At 70.2% G+C, this 20,398-nt stretch carries 16 protein-coding genes; 9 read left to right on the plus strand and 7 right to left on the minus strand.

Features of this window, described 5'->3' with window-relative positions:
• Positions 1 to 107: 107 nt before the first annotated feature.
• From acnA to ACX80F_RS11615, 7 genes are all read left to right on the plus strand, one after another.
• A complete protein-coding gene (gene acnA, locus ACX80F_RS11585) occupies positions 108 to 2,951 on the plus strand; it encodes an aconitate hydratase AcnA (RefSeq protein ID WP_459336546.1) in 2,844 nt (947 codons plus the stop codon).
• A 99-nt stretch (positions 2,952 to 3,050) separates the two neighbouring features.
• The gene (locus tag ACX80F_RS11590; RefSeq protein WP_459336547.1) at positions 3,051 to 3,716 is read left to right on the plus strand and encodes a GntR family transcriptional regulator; all 666 of its coding nucleotides are present in this window, start codon (positions 3,051 to 3,053) and stop codon (positions 3,714 to 3,716) included.
• A gap of 2 nt (positions 3,717 to 3,718) precedes the next feature.
• Positions 3,719 to 4,759: a nucleoside hydrolase gene (locus ACX80F_RS11595; RefSeq protein ID WP_459336548.1), complete on the plus strand. Its 1,041-nt coding sequence runs from the start codon at positions 3,719 to 3,721 to the stop codon at positions 4,757 to 4,759.
• Positions 4,760 to 5,000: 241 nt separating this feature from the next.
• Positions 5,001 to 5,939: an ECF transporter S component gene (locus ACX80F_RS11600; protein ID WP_459336549.1), complete on the plus strand. Its 939-nt coding sequence runs from the start codon at positions 5,001 to 5,003 to the stop codon at positions 5,937 to 5,939.
• Between the two features lie 3 nt (positions 5,940 to 5,942).
• Entirely contained in the window at positions 5,943 to 6,689 is a 747-nt protein-coding gene (locus ACX80F_RS11605; protein WP_459336550.1) for an energy-coupling factor transporter transmembrane component T, read from the plus strand.
• On the plus strand, positions 6,686 to 8,182 hold the full coding sequence (locus tag ACX80F_RS11610; RefSeq protein ID WP_459336551.1) for an ABC transporter ATP-binding protein: 1,497 nt from the start codon (positions 6,686 to 6,688) through the stop codon (positions 8,180 to 8,182). Before ACX80F_RS11605 ends, ACX80F_RS11610 begins: the two co-directional genes overlap by 4 nt.
• 40 nt (positions 8,183 to 8,222) lie before the next feature.
• Positions 8,223 to 9,086, plus strand: coding sequence for an alpha/beta fold hydrolase (locus tag ACX80F_RS11615; protein ID WP_459336552.1), 864 nt, complete (start codon positions 8,223 to 8,225; stop codon positions 9,084 to 9,086).
• A 39-nt stretch (positions 9,087 to 9,125) separates the two neighbouring features.
• Here the strand turns inward: ACX80F_RS11615 and ACX80F_RS11620 are convergent, their stop codons facing one another.
• Positions 9,126 to 12,422 (minus strand): DEAD/DEAH box helicase, encoded by a 3,297-nt coding sequence (locus ACX80F_RS11620; protein ID WP_459336553.1) that lies wholly within the window; start codon positions 12,420 to 12,422, stop codon positions 9,126 to 9,128.
• A 222-nt stretch (positions 12,423 to 12,644) separates the two neighbouring features.
• On the opposite strand from ACX80F_RS11620, the gene ACX80F_RS11625 reads away from it, so the two are divergent.
• Positions 12,645 to 13,946, plus strand: coding sequence for a cation:proton antiporter (locus ACX80F_RS11625; RefSeq protein ID WP_459336554.1), 1,302 nt, complete (start codon positions 12,645 to 12,647; stop codon positions 13,944 to 13,946).
• Positions 13,947 to 13,950: 4 nt separating this feature from the next.
• On the opposite strand, the gene ACX80F_RS11630 is transcribed toward ACX80F_RS11625, so the two are convergent.
• On the minus strand, positions 13,951 to 15,138 hold the full coding sequence (locus ACX80F_RS11630) for a benzoate/H(+) symporter BenE family transporter (RefSeq protein ID WP_459336555.1): 1,188 nt from the start codon (positions 15,136 to 15,138) through the stop codon (positions 13,951 to 13,953).
• Between the two features lie 78 nt (positions 15,139 to 15,216).
• On the opposite strand from ACX80F_RS11630, the gene ACX80F_RS11635 reads away from it, so the two are divergent.
• The gene (locus tag ACX80F_RS11635) at positions 15,217 to 15,765 is read left to right on the plus strand and encodes a helix-turn-helix domain-containing protein (RefSeq protein WP_459336556.1); all 549 of its coding nucleotides are present in this window, start codon (positions 15,217 to 15,219) and stop codon (positions 15,763 to 15,765) included.
• 11 nt (positions 15,766 to 15,776) lie between these two features.
• Here ACX80F_RS11635 and ACX80F_RS11640 read toward each other — a convergent pair whose 3' ends face one another.
• The 5 genes from ACX80F_RS11640 to ACX80F_RS11660 form a co-directional block, all read right to left on the minus strand.
• Entirely contained in the window at positions 15,777 to 15,935 is a 159-nt protein-coding gene (locus ACX80F_RS11640) for a hypothetical protein (protein WP_459336557.1), read from the minus strand.
• Positions 15,936 to 16,032: 97 nt separating this feature from the next.
• Positions 16,033 to 16,830: a 3-oxoacyl-ACP reductase gene (locus ACX80F_RS11645; protein WP_459336558.1), complete on the minus strand. Its 798-nt coding sequence runs from the start codon at positions 16,828 to 16,830 to the stop codon at positions 16,033 to 16,035.
• Positions 16,831 to 16,858: 28 nt separating this feature from the next.
• The gene (locus tag ACX80F_RS11650) at positions 16,859 to 18,241 is read right to left on the minus strand and encodes an aldehyde dehydrogenase family protein (RefSeq protein WP_459336559.1); all 1,383 of its coding nucleotides are present in this window, start codon (positions 18,239 to 18,241) and stop codon (positions 16,859 to 16,861) included.
• The gene (locus ACX80F_RS11655; RefSeq protein ID WP_459336560.1) at positions 18,238 to 19,005 is read right to left on the minus strand and encodes a gamma-glutamyl-gamma-aminobutyrate hydrolase family protein; all 768 of its coding nucleotides are present in this window, start codon (positions 19,003 to 19,005) and stop codon (positions 18,238 to 18,240) included. The genes ACX80F_RS11650 and ACX80F_RS11655 overlap by 4 nt, the downstream gene beginning before the upstream one ends.
• Positions 19,006 to 19,014: 9 nt before the next feature.
• Positions 19,015 to 20,388, minus strand: coding sequence for a glutamine synthetase family protein (locus ACX80F_RS11660; protein ID WP_459336561.1), 1,374 nt, complete (start codon positions 20,386 to 20,388; stop codon positions 19,015 to 19,017).
• Between the last annotated feature and the right edge of the window lie 10 nt (positions 20,389 to 20,398).

Here is a 20,398-nt window from a genome sequence, read left to right on the forward strand (position 1 = left end):
CGGGCGTCCGGAGAGTTCCGGGGACACGGTGTACGACTGTATACAGTGTCCCCGCTCGTGGAATAGGATGGAGTCATTCCACAACCTCTCTGAAGGGAGCCAACGTCATGTCGACCGCGGACTCATTCGGCGCGAAGGGCGTTCTCGACGTCGCTGGCGCCAGCTACGAAATTTTCCGGCTCAGCGCGGTTGACGGCGCCGAGAACCTTCCGTTCAGCCTCAAGGTCCTGCTGGAGAACCTGCTCCGCACCGAGGACGGCGCGAACATCACGGCAGACCACGTCCGCGCCCTGGCGCAGTGGGACGCGGCGGCGGAGCCCAGCACCGAGATCCAGTTCACCCCGGCACGCGTGATCATGCAGGACTTCACCGGCGTGCCCTGCGTCGTCGACCTCGCAACGATGCGTGAGGCCGTCGCGGACCTCGGCGGCGATCCCAAGCGCGTGAACCCGCTCGCACCCGCCGAGATGGTCATCGATCACTCCGTCCAGATCGACGTGTTCGGCAATGCCGGCGCCCTCGAGCGCAACATGGAGATCGAGTACCAGCGCAACGGGGAGCGGTACCAGTTCCTCCGCTGGGGGCAGACCGCCTTCGACGACTTCAAGGTCGTCCCGCCGGGGATGGGCATCGTGCACCAGGTCAACCTGGAGTACCTGGCCCGCACCGTCATGACCCGCGAGGTCGACGGCGTGCTCCGCGCCTACCCCGACACGTGCGTGGGCACCGACTCGCACACCACCATGGTCAACGGTCTCGGCGTTCTCGGCTGGGGCGTCGGCGGCATCGAGGCCGAGGCGGCCATGCTCGGCCAGCCCGTCTCCATGCTCATCCCGCGCGTCGTCGGCTTCAAGCTCACCGGGGAGATCCCGGCGGGCGCCACCGCCACCGACGTCGTCCTCACCATCACGCAGATGCTGCGCAAGCACGGCGTGGTCGGCAAGTTCGTCGAGTTCTACGGGGAGGGCGTCGCATCCGTGCCGCTCGCCAACCGCGCGACCATCGGCAACATGAGCCCCGAGTTCGGCTCGACCGCCGCCATGTTCCCGATCGACGACGTCACACTCGACTACCTGCGCCTCACCGGCCGGCCGGCCGAGAACGTGGCACTCGTCGAGACCTACGCCAAGGAGCAGGGCCTCTGGCACGATCCCTCCCGCGAGATCCGCTTCTCCGAGTACCTGGAACTGGATCTGTCCACGGTGGTCTCTTCCATCGCCGGGCCCAAGCGCCCGCAGGACCGCGTGGAGCTCAGCAGGTCCAAGGACCAGTTCCGTGAGGACCTGCGCAACTACTCGAACGACCCCGACCTGTCGTTCGCGCCCGGTGGCACCGTGGATGAGTCCTCGCAGGAGAGCTTCCCCGCCTCCGACGCGCCGAGCTTCACGCCCGGGACGACGTCGACGGTCACGGACGAGAACGCGGAGCCCCGCGAGACGGTCGGCGCCGAGGCGAACGGCTCCTCCCGTCCGTCGAAGAAGGTCGCCGTGACCATGAAGGACGGACGCGAGTTCGAACTGGACCACGGCGCCGTCAGCATCGCGTCGATCACGTCCTGCACCAACACGTCCAACCCGTCGGTCATGCTCGCCGCGGCCGTTCTGGCACGCAACGCCGTCGAGAAGGGCCTCGTGTCCAAGCCGTGGGTCAAGACCTCCGTGGCTCCGGGGTCCAAGGTCGTCACCGACTACTACGAGAAGTCGGGTCTCATCCCGTACCTGGAGAAGCTCGGCTTCTTCACGGTCGGATACGGCTGCGCCACCTGCATCGGCAACTCCGGTCCGCTGGAGGAGGAGATCTCGCAGGCCATCCAGGACAACGACCTCGCCGTCACCGCCGTCCTCTCGGGCAACCGCAACTTCGAAGGCCGCATCAACCCGGACGTGAAGATGAACTACCTGGCGTCCCCGCCCCTGGTGGTCGCCTACGCCCTCGCCGGCACCATGGACTTCGACTTCGACACCGAGCCCCTGGGCCAGGACGACGCCGGCAACGACGTCTTCCTGAAGGACATCTGGCCCAACCCGGTCGAGGTCCAGGAGGTCATCGACTCCTCGATCGACGAGGAGATGTTCACCTCGAGCTACAAGACCATCTTCGAGGGCGACGAGCGCTGGAAGTCCCTGCCGACGCCCGACGGCGACACCTTCGCCTGGGATCCCGAGTCAACCTACGTGCGGAAGCCGCCGTACTTCGACGGCATGCAGCGCGAGACGAGCCCGGTCGAGGACATCGACGGCGCCCGCGTGCTGCTGAAGCTCGGCGACTCGGTCACCACCGACCACATCTCGCCCGCGGGCTCCTTCAAGTCGGACACCCCGGCCGGCCGGTACCTCACGGAGAAGGGTGTCGAGCGCAAGGACTTCAACTCCTACGGCTCGCGCCGTGGCAACCACGAGGTCATGATCCGCGGCACCTTCGCGAACATCCGCATCAAGAACCAGCTGCTCGACGGCGTCGAGGGCGGGTTCACGAAGGACTTCTCGCAGCCGGACGCGCCGCAGGCGGCCGTCTACGACGCCGCGGAGAACTACCGCGCGGCGGGCACGCCGCTCGTGGTCCTCGCCGGCAAGGAGTACGGTTCCGGGTCCTCGCGTGACTGGGCTGCCAAGGGCACCGCGCTGCTCGGTGTCAAGGCCGTCGTCGCCGAGAGCTACGAGCGCATCCACCGCTCGAACCTCATCGGGATGGGCGTCCTGCCCCTGCAGTACCCGGAGGGCCAGAACGCCGAGAGCCTCGGCCTCACCGGCACGGAGACCTTCGCGGTCAGCGGCGTCACCGAGCTCAACGAGGGCCGCACGCCCCGGACGGTGAAGGTCACCGCCACCCCGGCCGACGGCGGGACGCCGATCGAGTTCGATGCCGTCCTGCGCATCGACACCCCGGGTGAAGCGGACTACTACCGCAACGGCGGCATCCTGCAGTACGTGCTGCGCCAGCTCGCGAGCTGACGCCGGCCGATCCGGGCCGGGAGGCCTGCCTCCCGGCCCGGACCGTCCCCGGGGCAGCAGCCCCGACATCCGACCCACGAGACCTCCGAGGAGGGCGCCATGGCAGAGTCCGCGGAACTGTCGGCGCGCGTGGACGGCGATGCGATCTTCCGGGTCCTCCGCAGCGAGATCCTCGCCGGGGTGCACCCGCCCGGGACAGCACTGCGGGAGGTGATGATCTCGGAGCGGTTCGGGGTGTCGCGGACCCCCGTGCGCGAGGCGCTCAGCCGGCTGCAGCACGAACGGCTGCTCGAGCGCGCCGCCCGCGGCCTCCAGGTGCCGCAGATCGACCCGCAGGAGGTCATCCAGATCTACGACCTCCGCGTGATGCTCGAGGAGGAAGCCGCCGGGCAGGCCGCCCTCAACCGCGGTACGGCCGACATCATGCGCCTCGAGGCGCTGCTGGAACGCGACCGCGCCGTCGTCGACCCCGATGACACCACCAAGGTGACCAACAACCTCGAGTTCCACACCTCGCTCTGGGCGGCCGCGCGCAACCCCATCCTCATGGACCTGCTGCAGCGGCTCTCGACCCACCTCATCCACACACCGCGCTCCACGCTGTCGGTGGGGAACCGCTGGCAGGAGGTGCTCCTCGAGCACGAGGCGCTGATCAGCGCCATCACCGAGCGGCGCAGCGACGACGCCCGGGCGATCGCGCGCCGGCACATGGAGACGGCCCGCACCATCCGCCTGCAGCTGCTCCGCACCACGGCCGCGGACTGACGGTGGAGCACGAGGGCGGTCGGCACCGCCTCCTGCTCGACGCCGACACGGGCATCGACGACGCCGTCGCCCTCCTGTACCTCCTCGGGACGCCGGGCGTGACGCTGGAGGCCGTCACCTGCACCGCGGGCAACGTCGGTGCCCGCCAGGTCGCCGCGAACAACCTTGCCCTGCTCGAATTGTGCGGCCACACCGGCGTGGAGGTCGCCATCGGCAGCGAGGTGCCGCTGGAGATCCCCCTGGTCACGACCGAGGAGACGCACGGCGACCAGGGCATCGGCTACGCCGTCCTGCCCGCACCGCGCCGAGGAGTGTCGGAGCGCCACGCCGTCGACGTCTGGGTCGACACCGTCCGGAACCACCCCGGGCAGGTCACCGGACTCGTCACGGGTCCGCTCACCAACCTCGCGCTCGCGATCCGCGCCGAACCGCGACTCCCGATGCTGCTGAAGGGCCTCGTCATCATGGGCGGGGCGTTCAACTATCCGGGGAACACGACCCCGGTCGCCGAATGGAACACGCATGTGGACCCCCATGCGGCGAAGGAGGTCTACGCGGCCTACGAGGGCCTGCCGTTCGGGAAGCTGCCCGTCGTGTGCGCGCTCGAGACGACGGAGCGGATCGAGTGCACCCCCGCGCACGTCGACGCGGTGTCGCGTGCTGCCGGCGCCGGGGCCGAGGTGCTCGATCCGGGCGAGGCCGAGGGGACGCGCAGCAGGAGCGGGAACGCCGTCGTCGCCTGCGTGTCCGATGCCCTCCGGTTCTACATGGAGTTCCACCGCCTGTACGACCAGGGGTACGTCGCGCACCTCCACGACCTGTTCGCCGCGATGGTCGCGACGGGGGAGGCGGGCTTCGAGGAACGCCTGGCGACCGTGGACGTGGAGACCGGATCCGCGCTGACCTTCGGGCAGACGGTCGCCGACGTCGCGGGGATGTGGAAGCGGGCGCCCAACGCGAGGATCGTCACGGGCAACGACCCCGCGGCGGTGTTCGAGGTGATGGTGCGTAGGCTGTCCGACGTCGCACGCCGGCACGGCTGAGGTTCTTCGCCGGCCCGGTCCGGTTGAAGGCTGTCGTCGCTCCGCTGGGGCCGTCGTCGCTCCGCTGGGGCGGACCGCCGCGGCGGCGGTGCGGACCCGTGGGGGCGTTCCCCCGGGTCCGGGCACCCGCCGCGGCGGTGCAAGCCCCCGGTACACTGGGAGCTGCCACGCACTGCTGCGCGGCCGGCGCCGAGGTGACATGAGGTGCGTCCTCATCCCTCCACCGCGCCCAAGGAATATCGTGAGTTCATCCCTGACCCAGGCCTCCGAGCCCGCCGCCCAACGGCCGCGTCGCCTCCTCATCGTCCTCGGGGCTGCCCTCATCGCCGCCACGTACGTATTCCTCGTCGTGGTCCAGCCTGCCGAGATCGCCGGCGGCGTGGGCAGCACGGCGTCGCTCGTCTCGCTCTTCGGCTTCCTCGGGGGCGGAGCACTCCTGGTCGGGGGCATCCTGCCGATGCTCACCACGAGCTCGCTGGTGATCATGCCGCTGGGCATCGCCCTGAACATCGCGGTCGGCCAGATCGCCGGATCCTTGGGCATGCAGATCTACCTCGACGCCATCGGCACCGTCCTCGTCGCCGTCCTGGCCGGCCCTGCCGCGGGCGCTGCGACGGGTGCGATCAGCAACGCCATCTGGGGACTCTTCAATCCCTTCGCGCTGCCCTTCGCAGCTGGTGCCGCCCTCATCGGGCTACTCGCGGGCCTGGCCGCACGGTACGGAGCCTTCCGCAGCCTGTACTCCGTACCCGTGGCAGGGCTCGTCGTCGGCGCGGTCGGCGGCCTCGTCGCCGCACCGGTGGCGGTCTTCATGTTCGGTGCCGCCGGGACGTTCGGAACCAACGCGATCATCGCGGTCTTCCGTTCGATGGGGGACAAGCTGCTGGTCGCGGCGACGAAGCAGGGCCTGCTGTCCGACTCCCTGGACAAGATCGTGGTGTTCGTCATCGTCGCCCTGATCGTCTACTCACTGCCGCAGCGTGCCGTCCGCCAGTTCCCCTTCGCCAGGACGTACCGGGTTCTCGGTCACCGGATGGGTACCACGCGTGACCGCGCCGGTACCGGCAGCGGCACGGCCTCCGGCCCGGGCTCCAGCAACGCCCGCACCACCGGGAGCACCGGTACCACCATCGACGCAGCGCCCACTCCCGCCCGCGGGAACGGCACCGGCACCGACTGAGCCATGCCCCGCCGCAGGATCTACAACCCCCTGACCGAGCTGCTCGCCGCAGTCCTGCTGGTGGTGCTCGTCCTCGTGGTGAACCGCTGGGAGTTCTCCCTCGCGATGCTGGTCCTCGTCGTACTCCCGGCCGTGCTCCTGTCGGGCCGGCCCCGCCAGATCGGCCTGGCGATCGCCTTGGTCGCGGGGCCCCTGCTCGTCTCCTCCCTGCTGCTCCACGGGCTCTTCTTCCCGGAGGGCACCACGGTCCTGGCCGACCTCGGCGTCGCCCGCGTGACCGCCGAGGGCCTGACCTTCGCCGCCGTCATGGGTCTTCGCATGACCGTGTTCACTGCGGCACTGCTGACGGCGGCCATGACACTGGACATCTCCGACCTCCTGGCCACCATGACCCACCGCGGCTGGAACCGGAAGCTCGTCTTCGTCGTCGGGTCCGCCGTCGGGCTCCTCCCGCACGTCGCGCAGCGCGCACGCCGCATCACGCGGGCCCAGCAGGCCCGCGGCCTCGTCGTCGGGCGCGGACCGCTCTCCCGGGTGCGGGCCCTGCTGGCCGTGCTCACACCGCTCGTCATCGGGCTGCTCGTGGACGCCTCCGAGCGCACCCGCATGCTCGAGGCGCGTGGCTTCTCGTCCCCGGGCCCGCGCACGAGCTATTCGCCGGACTCCGACACCGCCCGCCAGCGTGCGGCACGCCGCGCGATGGTCGCCGTCGTCGGCCTGTTCTCCGCGGCCTGGCTGGTCGCGGGATGATCGCGCTCGACTGCACGGCCTTCGGGCACGACGACGGCGCCGCGGTCCTCTCCGGTGTCGCCCTCACCGTGGAGGCGGGTGACCACGTGGTGGTCGTGGGGGCCTCCGGGTCCGGCAAGACGACGCTCGCCCGGCTGCTTGCGGGCATGACGGGTACGGACACGGGCTCCGCGTTCACCGGAGCGATCACGCTCGACGCCGAGACGGTGCGCTTCCGGGGGACGCCGGGCGATCCGCGGATCGATCCCGCCCGGTGGAGCGCGAGGGTGGCGTACGTCGCCCAGGGCGCCTGGGGCCAACTGTCCATGATGTCCTCCACGGTCGGGGAGGAGATCGCTTTCGGCCCCGCAAACCGTGGCATGCCCGCTCGGGAGATGCGGCGGGCCGTCGATGACATCGCGGCCGCCCTGAGGCTGACGCCCCTCCTGGGGCGTGATCCCCGCAGGCTCTCGGGCGGGCAGCTGCAGCGCACCATCATCGCCGCCGCCGTGGTCCAGCGACCCGCGGTCGTCGTCCTCGACGAGCCGTTCCAGGGGCTCGACGACGACGCCGCGCAGGATGTCGCCGAGGCGCTGGAAGGGCTGAGGCGGACCGGGACGGGTGTGGTGGTCTGCGCGCCCGTGCTGCCGCGCCACGCACCATCGGGTGCGCGCGTCCTGGCGCTCGACCGCGGCCGTCCGGTGTTCGACGGGCCGCTCACCGAAGCGCGCCGGGCGGGGCTGCGGCGCGTCGATATCGGCACGGAGGGGGATCCGCTCCGACTGGACGACGACGCCACCCCGCTTCCCGTCGATTTCACGGGTCACGAGCTCGTCACGCTACGGGATCTGGACTACCGCTACCCGGCTGAGTCCGGTTCTGCGGTGCCGCCGGCGGGGCTGTCGGGCGTCGACCTGTCCGTCCGGGCGGGGGAGGTGGTCGCCCTCCGCGGCCCCAACGGGTGCGGCAAGTCGACCGTGCTGCAGCACCTCAACGGGTTGATCCGGGCGGACCGCGGTACGGTCACGTCGGGCGGCGTGCGGATCGGCCGTCAGCCGACGGGCGCACTCGCTGCCACCGTCGGTTACCTGTTCCAGGACACGGACCAGCAACTCTTCGAGCGCACGGTCCTGCGCGAGGTCTCCTACGGTCCGCGAGCTGCAGGGCTGCGGAAGGACGACGCCGCACGGCGGGCCGCGGCGGCCCTCGACTCGCTGGGACTCGCCGACCTCGCGGAGGCACACCCGTACGAACTGGGTTTCGCGCAGCGGCGCATGGTGGCGCTGGCCTCCCTTCTCGCCACGGGTCCGGCCGTCTGGGCGCTCGACGAGCCCACCGCCGGCCTCGACGACCCGGCGAGGACCCTGCTGGCGGGCGTCCTCTCCCGTCACGCACGGGGTGGCGGCTGTGTCCTCATGGCGACGCACGACGTCGGTTTCGCCGACGCCGTCGCGCACCGGAGCGTCTGGCTCGACGACGGCAGGATCCATCCGGAGGCTGCGACGCCGCGCTGAGTCGCCTCCGCCGGACCGCCACAGCCCCTAGGGTGGACCCATGGACCTACTGCGCGAACGGCACCGGACGATCGAGTCGGACGGCGCCGAGCTGGCCGTGTTCGAGTACGGCCTCGACCCGGACCCGTCCACGCCGACGATCGTGTTCCTGCACGGCTACCCCGACGACCATCGCGTCTTCCACCCGGTCCTCAGGGAGCTCGCCCCGACGCACCACCTGGTCGCGTTCGACACCCGCAACGCCGGCCGGTCCCGTGCCCGCGAAGGCGCCGGGTTCACCCTGGCAGAGCTCGTCGATGACCTCTTCGCGGTGCTTGACGCCGTGGACACGCCGGGCGGTGTCCGGCTGGTGGGCCACGACTGGGGCTCGATCCAGGGCTGGGCCGCAGTGCAGGACGAGCGTGCGCGGGGGCTGATCCTCGACTACACCAGCATCTCCGGACCCGATCTGCGGCACTTCTCCCGGTGGCTGCGGGGGCGCCTCAGCACCCCCCGGCTGGCTCCCCAGGGCGTGGGCCAGCTGCTGCGCAGCTGGTACGTCGGCTTCTTCCGGCTCCCGGTGCTGCCCGAAGCGCTCTGGAAGCATGGGCTGACACGGCAGTACGAGCTGACCGCGCGACGCAATGTGGGGTCCGACCCGGTACGGGGCCTCGCGCTCTACCGCACCAACATGTCCGCCGCGGTGCGACCGCCGCGCCGGCGTCCCGTCACCGTCCCCGTGCAGGTGATCGTCCCGCTGAAGGATCCCTTCCTCTCGCCGCACCTCGTGGACGGGCTCGAGGACTGGGTGTCGGATCTGACCGTCACCCGCGTGCCGGGCGGCCACTGGTGGATTGCGGCCCGACCCCGCGCCTTCGCCGAACTGCTCGACCCCGCGCTCCGGAACCAGGACGGGCACGACTGACCTCGGCGTGCGCTGCGCGGATAAGCACATCCAGGGGGCTCAGGCGTCCAGCAGGCCCCGGATGTCGTCCGCGGTCAGCGCGGAGGAGAAGACGGCGTCGTCGTCCATGACGGACGTGAACAGCTTCGCCTTCTTCTCCTTGAGCTTCATGACCTTCTCCTCGATCGTCCCCTTGGACACCATGCGATACACCATGACGTTCTTCGTCTGGCCGATGCGGTGGGTGCGGTCCACGGCCTGGGCCTCGGAGGCCGGGTTCCACCACGGGTCCAGCAGGAAGCAATAGTCGGCCTCCGTCAGGTTCAGGCCGAACCCGCCGGCCTTGAGGCTGATGAGGAACACGGGGGCCTTGCCGTCCTTGAAGGAGTCGATGACCTCGCCGCGGCTGCGCGTGGAGCCGTCCAGGTAGGCGTACTCGACGCCGCGGGCATCGAGCTGTTCGGCCGCCTTCTTGAGGTAGGACGTGAACTGGCTGAAGACGAGCGCCCGGTGCCCTTCCGCGAGGACGTCCTCGAGGTTCTCGAACAGGACGTCGAGCTTCGCGGACGGGACGCCCTGGTGCGCGGGGTCCACGAGCGAGGCGTCGAGGCTGAGCATGCGCAGCAGGGTCAGGGACCGGAACACGATCATGCGGTTGCGGTTCATGTCCTCGATCAGCCCGAGGAGCTTCTGACGCTCGCGCTGCAGGTACGTCTCGTAGATGTGCCGGTGCTCGGGGTGGAGCTCCACCTCGAGGACCTGCTCCTGCTTCGGCGGGAGATCGGAGGCGACGGCCTCCTTGGTGCGGCGCATCATCAGCGGACGGATGCGCTTGCGGAGCCGCACGAGCGGCCGGTTGTCGCCGATCTTCTCGATCGGCGTGCGGTAGTCCTCCGTGAACTTCCGGGCCGAGGGGAAGAGGCCCGGGGCCACGATGTTGAACAGCGACCACAGCTCCATGAGGTTGTTCTCCATGGGCGTGCCGGTGATCGCGAGCTTGAAGGGCGCGTCGAAGTCCTTCGCCGCCTGGTGCACCTTCGACGCGCGATTCTTCACGAACTGCGCCTCGTCCAGCACGAGGCCGGACCAGGCGAGGTCCTGGTAGGCCGGGAAGTCGAGCCGGAAGAGCGTGTACGAGGTGATGACGACGTCGGCGTCGCCCACCTGCGCGTCGATCGGGACGCCGGAGGCACCCTGCGTGTCGGTGATCGTGACGACCTTGAGGCCCGGTGCGAAGCGTCGCGCCTCGTTGGACCAGTTGGGCGCCACGGAGGTCGGGGCGACGACGATGAACGGTGCGTCGAGCCCCGATGTCTCCTTGGCATGGATCATGAGGGCCAGGGCCTGCAGGGTCTTGCCGAGCCCCATGTCGTCGGCGAGGACCCCGCCGAGGCGGTGCCGCCAGAGGAACGCGAGCCAGCTGAAGCCCTCGGCCTGGTACGGGCGCATGTCCGCGGTCAGGCCCGACGGCGCGGGAGTCGCCGCGACGTCCTCGAGCTCGAGCAGTCCGCTCACGGCGTCGCGCCAGGACTGCGCCTGCTCGGTCTCCTCGGCGAGGTCCTCGAACTCGGCCCACAGCCCGGCCTGGTAGCGGCTGATCTGCAGTCCCGACTCGGGGTCCCACTCGCTCAGCGCCCGGGCTTCCTCGATGAGCTCGCGGAGCTGGTCGAAGACGGGCTGGTCGAGCGAGAGGTAGCTGTTGTCGACGAGCTTCAGCTTCTTCCGGCCCTGGGCCAGCGCCCGGAAGACGGAGTCGAAGGGGATGGTGCGGCCGCTGACGGTGACCATCACGCCGAGATCGAACCAGTCGCGGTCATCGGTCTCCACGGTGCTGATCCGCAGGGTGGGTGTCTCGGTCAGTTCCTGGTAGTCCGGCTTGTCACCGACCACCTCGACGCTGACGCCGTCGAGTTCGGCGAGCCGCGGCAGGACGTCCTCGACGAACTCGACGGCCTGCATGTCCTCGAGCCGGAGCGCCTTGATCGGGATCGCCCCGAGGACCTGGCGCGCGGAGGCTGCGAGGGTGTCCTCGACGTCGGTCTCGCGGTAGCCGTCGTCGCTGCCGGGACCTCCCCGGCGGAAAGGCCGGCGCTGCACGGCCTCGCCGAGGGTGTAGTCGAAATGCCAGTCGAGGGCCACCGAGCCGTCCGCGCCGTAGGCGGTGGTGAGGACGAGCGCCGGGGGCTGGATCTCGGGGAGTTCGACGCTGCCGTCGCTGCTGTCCACGTGGATGGACTGCCGCAGTTTCGGATAGTAGTCCTGCAGGAAGAGGGACTTCTCCTCCTCCGGCACGACGACGGCGTGCCCGCGCTGGAGGAGCTCGATGTCCTTCGTCGTCAGCCTGCGCGAGGTCGGGGCGAGGGTGATCGTGTCGTCGGGGGCGACGGTGTAGATGCCGTGCGTGCTGATGACGTGGGCCGTCTCGGACGGGTGGGGGCGGCCGTCGACGTCGAGGGCAGGAGACAGCCGCAGCGCACCGTCCTCCGTCTCGGTCGCGTCGAGCTTCAGGACGGCACGGGCCGCGAGGTCGATGGTGACCGACTTCTTCGACCCCACGAAGGCGATACCGAGTCGCTGCGCCTCATCCAGCAACTGCCAGAGCAACGGGTTGCTGAAGTCGTCGAGGTACAGCCAGGAGTCGTTGTTCCCGAAGTAGTTGACGCCGGTGCCGCGGTGCAGCGCCGGGAACTGCGAGAACCATCGGTGCTGGTCCGGGTCCAGCGTCAGTCCGTAGGTCTGGTAGCTGATGCTGCCCCAGGACAGGTTGTTCTTGATCCACTTGCCCTTGCCGTTCTGGCTGACGGGCCGCACCCCGAGGCGTGTGTTGAGCGTGCGCTGGCCCTGGCGTTCGGCGGCGGACCCCCACCGCTGCACGGCGACCTCCGGGGTGCGCAGCTCGAACTGCAGACCGAGGGCCGTCCGCGGGGCAGGCGGGGCGTCGACGGCGGGGTCGGCGTCCAGGAGATCGGTGAGGGAGGCCTGCCAGCCCTCGGGGACGGAGGTGCGCGCAGCGGATCGGGCGCCGAGATCACGCTCGTGCTGTGCCAGCAGGTTCTCGGTGTTGCTCTGCAGGGCCGTGGCCGCCACGTGCTTGCAGTCCGCGCCGATGGGGCAGCTGCAGAAATTCTCGAGGGGGCGGAACCGGCCATCGCCCTTGAGTCCGAGGCGCAGCTTGGTCCGGTAGTCGTTCGGCGCCGTGCCGCGGACCTTCCCGGTCAGCAGCCGTGATTCGGCGTCCCAGGCGAGGGAGCTGACGGCGCCGTCCTTGGCGTAGGTCTGCCCACGCTGGAACGCAGCGCCGCCCACGATCCGGATGATATCCGTGACATCGACCATGGGGTGGGTGGAAATGGGCATAATTCCATGCTCTCATGCGGCGGTGACGCTCCCCTCGCCAGGGGCTGCGTTTCACCCGCGGCCGCAGGCAACCGGCGGGCGATCGACCAGAAACGACCGAACAGTCTACCCCTCGCCGACCGGCAGGCACGACCAGGCCACCGCGATCCTGAGGCACGTCCGCCTGACCTATCCTTGGCGGGGGCTGATCGCCAGGTTGCAGGGAAACGGAAGAGGTTGCACGTGTTCGAGGCTCCAAGCGTCATCTATGCGGCGGCCGGGCTCGCCGTGTTCGCGGCAGCACTCCTGCCCCGCCTGCTCATGCGCGCCCCGGTGTCGATGCCCATGGTCTTCTTCGCCGCAGGCATCCTCATCTTCACGTTCGCCGGCGACCTCCCGGACCCCGATCCCATCAAGTACAGCGACGTGACCATCCACCTCAGCGAGGTCTGCGTCATCATCTCGCTCATGGGCGCCGGGCTGGCCCTGGACCGCAAGCTCGGCTGGCGCCGGTGGTCCACCACCTGGCGGCTCCTCGGCATCGCGATGCCCCTGTGCATCCTCGGCCTGACCCTCATGGGTATGTGGGTGCTCGGCCTGGGTGTCGCGTCCGCCCTGCTGATCGCCGCGGCCCTCGCGCCGACCGATCCCGTCCTGGCCTCCGAGGTGCAGGTCGGCGAGCCGTCCGAGTCGGAGGAGGACCTGGACGCCGAGGACGAGGTGCGTTTCGGGTTGACCTCCGAAGCGGGCCTGAACGACGGGCTCGCCTTCCCGTTCGTCTACCTCGCGATCCTCCTGAGCACGGTGGGGCTCGCTCCGTCGGCCTGGTTCCCGGAGTGGGTGCTGCTGGATGTGCTGTGGCGCATGATCATCGGCTGCGCGCTCGGCGTCGGCATGGGCAAATTCCTCGCCCGCATCTTCTTCCGCACGCCCATGAAGAGCGTCCGGCTCGCCAACCACTCCGAGGGCTTCGTCGCCCTCGCCGCCACCTTCCTGACGTACGGGGTGACCGAGGCGGTCGAGGGCTACGGCTTCATCGCCGTCTTCGTGTGCGCCCTCACCATCCGCGCCGGGGAGCAGACGAACGGCTACCACGGGGTCCTGCACAGCTACATCGAGCAGCTCGAGCGCCTGCTGACCGTAGTCGTGCTCGTCCTGCTCGGAGGCGCCGTGGCCCGAGGCCTCTTCGAGGGCCTCCGCCCGCTCGAAGTGTTGGTCGCCGCCGCGTTCATCCTCCTGGTCCGGCCGATCACCGCCTGGCTCAGCCTCGCCCGGGGGAAGACCGGTCCGAGGGAGCGCCGCACCCTCGCCTTCTTCGGTGTGCGCGGCATCGGCTCCATCTACTACCTCAGCTACGCGCTGTCGAAGGGCGAATTCACGGCCGACGAGTCGACCCTGTGGCGGATCGGTGCGCTGGTGATCGTGATGTCGATCGTGGTGCACGGCATCACCGCGGCGCCGGCCATCAATGCGCTGGACCGGGCACGGCAGCGCAAGGCCCGTGAACAGGGCGACGAGGCGCAGGCGCCCACCACGGCCGTCTGACCGGTCAGGTCGGCCGCCTCCGCTCGATGGCGGCCCGCACCGCGAGCCCCCCGATGAGTGCCCAGAAAGCCCCGCCGATGCCGAGGACGGAGAGGCCGGACGCCGCGAGAAGGAACGTCACGGCGCCGCTCATGCGGCCGGTCTCCTCCCGGAAGGATGCCGTCACCGCCGTCGCCATGGTGCCGATCAGGGCGAGTCCCGCCACCGCCTCCACGAGCCCCGCCGGTGCGGCACCCACGACGGTGACGAGCGCGCCCGAGCAGGCGGCGAGCACCAGGTAGGACAGGCCGGCGGTCAGGGCCGCGATCCACCGGCGGTCGCGGTCCTCGCCCGCTCCTTCGCCCGCGGACAGTGCGGCCGACAGGGCCGCGAGGTTGACCGCGTGTCCGCCGAAGGGCGCGACGACGGCGGTCCCGGTTCCCGTGACGGCCAGTGCGGGACGCCAGGGTGCCCGGTAGCCGAAGGACGAGAGCACGGCGACGCCCGGAAGGTTCTGCGACGCCATGGTGACCACATAGAGCGGCAGGGCGATGCCGATGACGGCGGCGGGCTCGAGCGCCGGCACGGTGAAGACCACGGACGGCGCCAGGGACGACGCGTCGATGGCGGTGCCTGCGAGCCCGAGCTGAATGCCGATCACGGCGAGGGCCGTGGCGAGCGCGAGCGGGACCGACCACTTCGGGGCGAGGGCCGATGCGACGAGCCAGACGAGGATCACCGGCAGCACCAGGAACGGGATGGTGCCGAGCGACTGGAACGGCGCCAGGCACAGGGGGAGCAGCACGCCCGCGAGCATCGCCTGCGCGAGATGCTGCGGGATGCGGGCCACCAGCCGGCCCAGCCACGGCACCGCCGCGGTCAGTGCGATCAGGACGCCCGTGACCAGGAAAGCGCCCACCGCCGCGGGCCAGCCGCCGGACGGGATGCTGGCGCCGGCCAGCAGCGCGGCTCCCGGGGTGGACCAGGAGAGCGTGACGGGGATGCGGTACCGCAGCGACAGCAGGACGGTCCCGAGGCCCACGACGACGGTCAGCGCCAGCAGTCCGGAGGCGGCCTGCTCCGGCGACGCGCCGGTGGCCCGCAGGCCGGCGAGCACGACGGCGAACGACGACGTGAAGCCCACCAGGGCGGTGACGACGCCGGCGAGGACGGGTTCGTGCAGGCCTGACCGGACGGAGGATCGGGTGTTCACCGCGGGGCTCCTGTCGGGGACGCCGCGGCGTCCGCCAGAATCGTTCTGTATACGGAACGGCCAGAGTAGGATGCAGGGATGCCCCAGGACAAACCGGCCGCCGATGTGTCGCTGCGCTCCGCCGTCGCGAGCAGGATCACGCGGCTGCGCCAGGACCGGGGGCTCTCCCTCAGCGGCCTGGCCCTGCAGGCCGGCATCGGGAAGGGCACGCTGTCCGAACTGGAGGCAGGGGCTCGCAACCCGACCCTGGAGACCCTTTACGCGCTCGCGGGACCCCTCGGGGTGCCGCTCACCGGGCTCGTGGGCGACGAGCCGGGGCGCGGCGTCTCCGACGGCGTCGTCGACACCCGGCTGCTCACGGTACGCACACACGACGACGGCGGGACCACCGAGGTCTTCTGGCTCATCATCTCCCCGACGGGGACACGGGTGTCACCGGCCCACGGGTTCGGGACGGTGGAGCACCTCCGGGTGGTGCGGGGCCATGCCCGCGTGGGGGTGCTCGGCGCGGAGCAGGACGCGGGGCCCGGCGACGCGCTGTCCTGGCACGCGGATGTGGTCCACTCCTACGCGTCGACGGGCGGGGGCGCGGAGGGGGTCCTGACCATCGAGACGCCGGCGCCCTGACCCGGGGTCGCTCAGGTGGTGCGCCGCTGCTCGAGCGTGCGCTGGATCGCCTCGAGCTCGTCACTGAGGGTCTGCAGGCGCGCGGAGTTCTGCTCCACCGCCAGTTCGCGGACGAGGAGGTCCTGGCGCTCGCGGAGTGCGGATTCGGAGGTCGGGAGGTCGCTGGGCATGGACCCAGTCAAGCAGATCGGGTGCCGGCCAGGGGTCCGGGCTCCGTCACGCAGGCGTGACGGAGGCGCCGGAGCCGACCCAGGGGTCTGGGCTCCGTCACAGGGGCGTGACGTAGGCGCCGGCAATACCGCCGTCGACCATGAACTGGCTCGCCGTGATGAAGGAGGAGTCGTCGGAGGCCAGGAAGGCGACGGCGGCCGCCAGCTCGTCCGGTTCGGCGAAGCGCCCCAGCGGGACATGGACGAGCCGGCGCCGGGCCTGCTCGGCGTCGCTGGCGAACAGCTCCCGCAGCAGGGGGGTGTTGACGGGCCCGGGGCAGAGCGCGTTCACGCGGATTCCCTGCCGGGCGAACTGGACCCCCAGCTCACGGCTCATGGACAGTACGCCGCCCTTGGACGCGGAGTAGGAGATCTGGGACGTGGCGGCGCCGAGGACCGCCACGAAGGAGGCCGTGTTGATGATCGATCCCCGTCCCTGCGCCTGCATGTAGGGCAGGACGTACTTGCAGCAGTAGTACACGCTCGTCAGATTCACCTCCTGGACGCGGCGCCAGGCATCGATCCCCGTGTCGAGGATGGAGGAGTCGTCGTCGGGCGAGATCCCTGCGTTGTTGAAGGCGATGTCGATGGATCCGTAGGTGGCGAGGGCGAACGCGTACATCGCCCGGACGTCATCCTCGCTCGTGACGTCGGCACGGATGAAGCTGCCGCCGAACTGCTCCGCCAGCCCCTCCCCGACAGCGTCCGGACAGATGTCCGCGATCACCACGTGCGACCCCTCGTGGGCGAGGCGCCGGGCGGTGGCAAGACCGATCCCGGAGGCGCCCCCGGTGACGACCGCAGTGCGCCCCTGCAGGCGATTGGTCACGAGCCCGTTGTACGGCAGAGCTGTCATGAGGCCTCTTTCGTGGGAGGGACGCCGCTCAGGCGTCGGTGGCTAGGAAGACGTTCTTGGTCTCGCTGAACGCGTCGAGGGCCTGGGGGCCGAGTTCCCGGCCGAGGCCGGACTGCTTGAAGCCGCCGAACGGTGTGGAGTACCGGACGGAGGAGTGCGAGTTCACGGAGAGGTTCCCGGCGTCGATCGCGCGTGAGACACGGAGCGCGCGCCCGACGTCGCGGGTCCAGATGGACCCGGACAGGCCGTAGGCCGAGTCGTTGGCGATCCGCACGGCGTCCGCTTCGTCCTCGAACGGGACGACGCAGACCACCGGGCCGAAGATCTCATCGGTGAAGGCGGCGGACCGCGGATCCGACGGTGTGATGACGGTGGGCGGGAACCAGAAGCCGGGCCCGTCGGGAACTGCGCCCTGGAACGCCACGTCGGCCACCGGCTTCCCGTCCGAGTCGTGGACGAAACGGGCCACGGACTCGCGCTGGGCTGCCGAGATCAGCGGTCCCATGTGCGTCTCCTCGAGCCGTGGGTCGCCCACCCGCACGGATTCGACCGCGGCTCCCAGCATCTCCAGGACGTCGTCGTACACGGAGCGCTGGACGAGCACCCGGGACCGGGCGCAGCAGTCCTGCCCGGCATTGTCGAAGGCGCCGTCGGGCACCGCGGCGGCGGCCTTCTCCAGGTCCGCGTCGGCGAAGATGACGTTGGCGCTCTTCCCGCCGAGTTCGAGGGTCACCCGTTTGACCTGGTCGGCGCAGCCGGCCATGATCTGCTTGCCGACGCCGGTGGAACCCGTGAAGACGACCTTGCGGACCGCCGGGTGGGTGACGAAGCGTGCACCGACGACAGACCCCTTGCCCGGCAGTACGGTGAAGACGCCCTCGGGGATCCCGGCCTGCAGGGCGAGCTCTGCGAGCCGGATGGCCGTCAGGGGGGTGAGCTCGGCCGGTTTCAGGACCACGGTGTTGCCTGCGGCGAGCGCAGGGGCGAAACCCCACGCTGCGATCGGCATCGGGAAGTTCCACGGCACGATGATGCCGACGACGCCGAGCGGTTCGTGGAAGGTCACGTTCACGCCGCCCGCGACGGGGATCTGCTGCCCGGTGTGGCGCTCGGGGGCCGCCGAGTAGTACGTCAGGACGTCCCGCACGTTCCCGGCCTCCCAGCGCGCGTTCCCGATCGTGTGGCCCGCGTTGGCCACCTCGAGCGCGGCAAGCGCCTCGATCTCGGCGTCGACGGCCGCGGCGAAGCGCCGGAGCAGCAGCGCGCGGTCCGCAGGGGATACCTGCCGCCATGCGGGGAAGGCGGCGGCCGCACGCAGGATCGCGGCATCGGTATCGTCGGGTCCCGCCATGGTGACCGTCGCGATCGCCTCCTCGGTGGCGGGGTCGAGGACGGGATGGGTGGAGCTCATGACGCGGTCCTTTCCGGGGTTCTGGGGTGGGATGCGTAGGTGCGGGCAGCGTCCACGAAGCCGCCGAACAGGCGGCGGTCCTGTCCGTTCTCCTCGGGATGGAACTGGACGCCGAGGGTCCACCCGGCGGGGCCCCCGACCGCCGCTTCGACGACCTCCACCGTGCCGTCGTCGGCAAGGGCCGTCACGCACAGTCCGTCGGCGATCGTGTCCAGGCCCTGGTGGTGGTAGCACGGGCTCGACGCCCGCTTCCCCAGCAGCTGCCGGGCGATCGATGTGGGTTCGGTGGTGAAGTCGACGCTGCCGAAGACGCCAGGGGCGGGCTGGTACCGCGCTGCGTCCCTGCGTACCTCCGGCAGGTGCTGGTGCAGCGTGCCGCCGAGGGCGACGTTGAGGATCTGCGCCCCGCGGCAGATGGCGAACAGGGGGAGAGCAGCGGCCAGCGCGGCCCGCGTCAGCGCGAGATCGTGGTCGTCGCGTTCCGGCTGGGCCACCGTGGTCGGATGCGGGACGGCACCGTAGTGCCCTGGATCGACGTCGACGCCGCCGATGACGATCAGACCATCGAGCAGATCGAGGACACTGGTGTCGGTGCCGACGGGTGGCAGCAGGAGGGGTGTGCCGCCGGCGTCGACGACGGCGCTCACGTAGGCACCCGGGACGATGGCCGCGGTCCCGTCCCAGACACCCCACGCCGCGGACTGCCAGTAGGTGGTGAGTCCCACGCGGGGCCGGTAGGTGCCGTGCGCTGACCCTGTCGTCACCGGAACGCCCTAGTGTCGTTCAAACCCGCGCCGCACTTCCCAGTCCGTGACCGCTGCGTTGAACTGCGCCAGCTCGACGTCGGCGTAGTGGGTGTAGTGCTCCACCACCTCGTCGCCGAACACCTCGCGCGCGATCGCGGAGCCGGCGAAGAGGTCGCGGGCCTCCTTCATGGTGGCGGGCACGTGGTCGGCGTCCGACAGGTAGGCGTTGCCGTCCATGCGCGGTGGCAGCTCCAGTTCGTTCTCGATGCCGTACAGCCCGCCGGCGAGCATCGCGGCCAGCGCGAGGTAGGGGTTGGCATCCGCGCCCGGGAGTCGGTTCTCCAGGCGGGCGGAGGAGTCGTGGCCCACGAGGCGGACGGAACAGGTCCGGTTGTCCAGCCCCCAGGCCACGGCCGTGGGCGCGAAGGAGCCTTCGGCGAAGCGCTTGTAGGAATTGATGTTGGGCGCGTAGAAGAGTGTGAACTCGCGCATGGTGGCGAGCACCCCCGCGATGAAGTGGTCGTAAAGCGGCGTGCGCCGGTTCGCGGCCTCGTCCCAGAACACCAGTCCGCCGTCGTCACTCCGGAGCGACATGTGGATGTGGCAGGAGGAGCCCTCCCGCTGGTTCGGCTTCGCCATGAAGGTCACCGACTGCCCCCGCTGCGATGCCATCTCCTTCGCCGACAGTTTGTAGACGCTGTGGTTGTCGGCCGTCACGACGACGTCGTCGTACTTGAAGGCGATCTCGTGCTGACCGAAGTTGCACTCGCCCTTGGCCGACTCGACGATCATGCCCGCCTGGTACATCGCGTTGCGGATGTCCCGCAGGAGCGGTTCGACGCGCAGGGATCCCAGGATCGAGTAGTCCACGTTGTACTGGTTGGCGGGAACGAGATCGCGATAGTGCTTGAGGCCGGCATCCTCGAACGAGTCGTTGTAGACGATGAACTCGAGCTCCGTACCGGAGAACGCCCGCAGGCCGCGCGCCGCGGCACGCGCCGACTGGGCCTTGAGGATGCTGCGCGGGGCGACCCTGACCGGTTCCCCGGTGGTGAAGGACAGGTCCGTCTGGATCATGACCGTCCCCTCCCGGTAGGGGAGACGCCGGATCGTGTCGAGGTCCAGCTCGAACACCATGTCCCCGTACCCGGTGTCCCAACTGGACATCGCATACCCGTCCACGGTGTTCATGTCGGTGTCGACCGCCAGCAGGTAGTTGCACCCCTCCGTGCCGTGGCCGAGGACCGTGTCGAGGAAGAACCGGCCGTGGATGACCTTGCCCTGCAACCTGCCCTGCATGTCGGTGAACGCCAGGACCACCGAGTCGATATCACCTGCCTCGACGGCCGAGACGAGTTGGTCGACGGTGAGCATTCGTTCGCTGCGGGGATGCGGGGCCATGAGCTTCCTT

Source organism: Arthrobacter sp. TMS2-4, assembly GCF_054511075.1.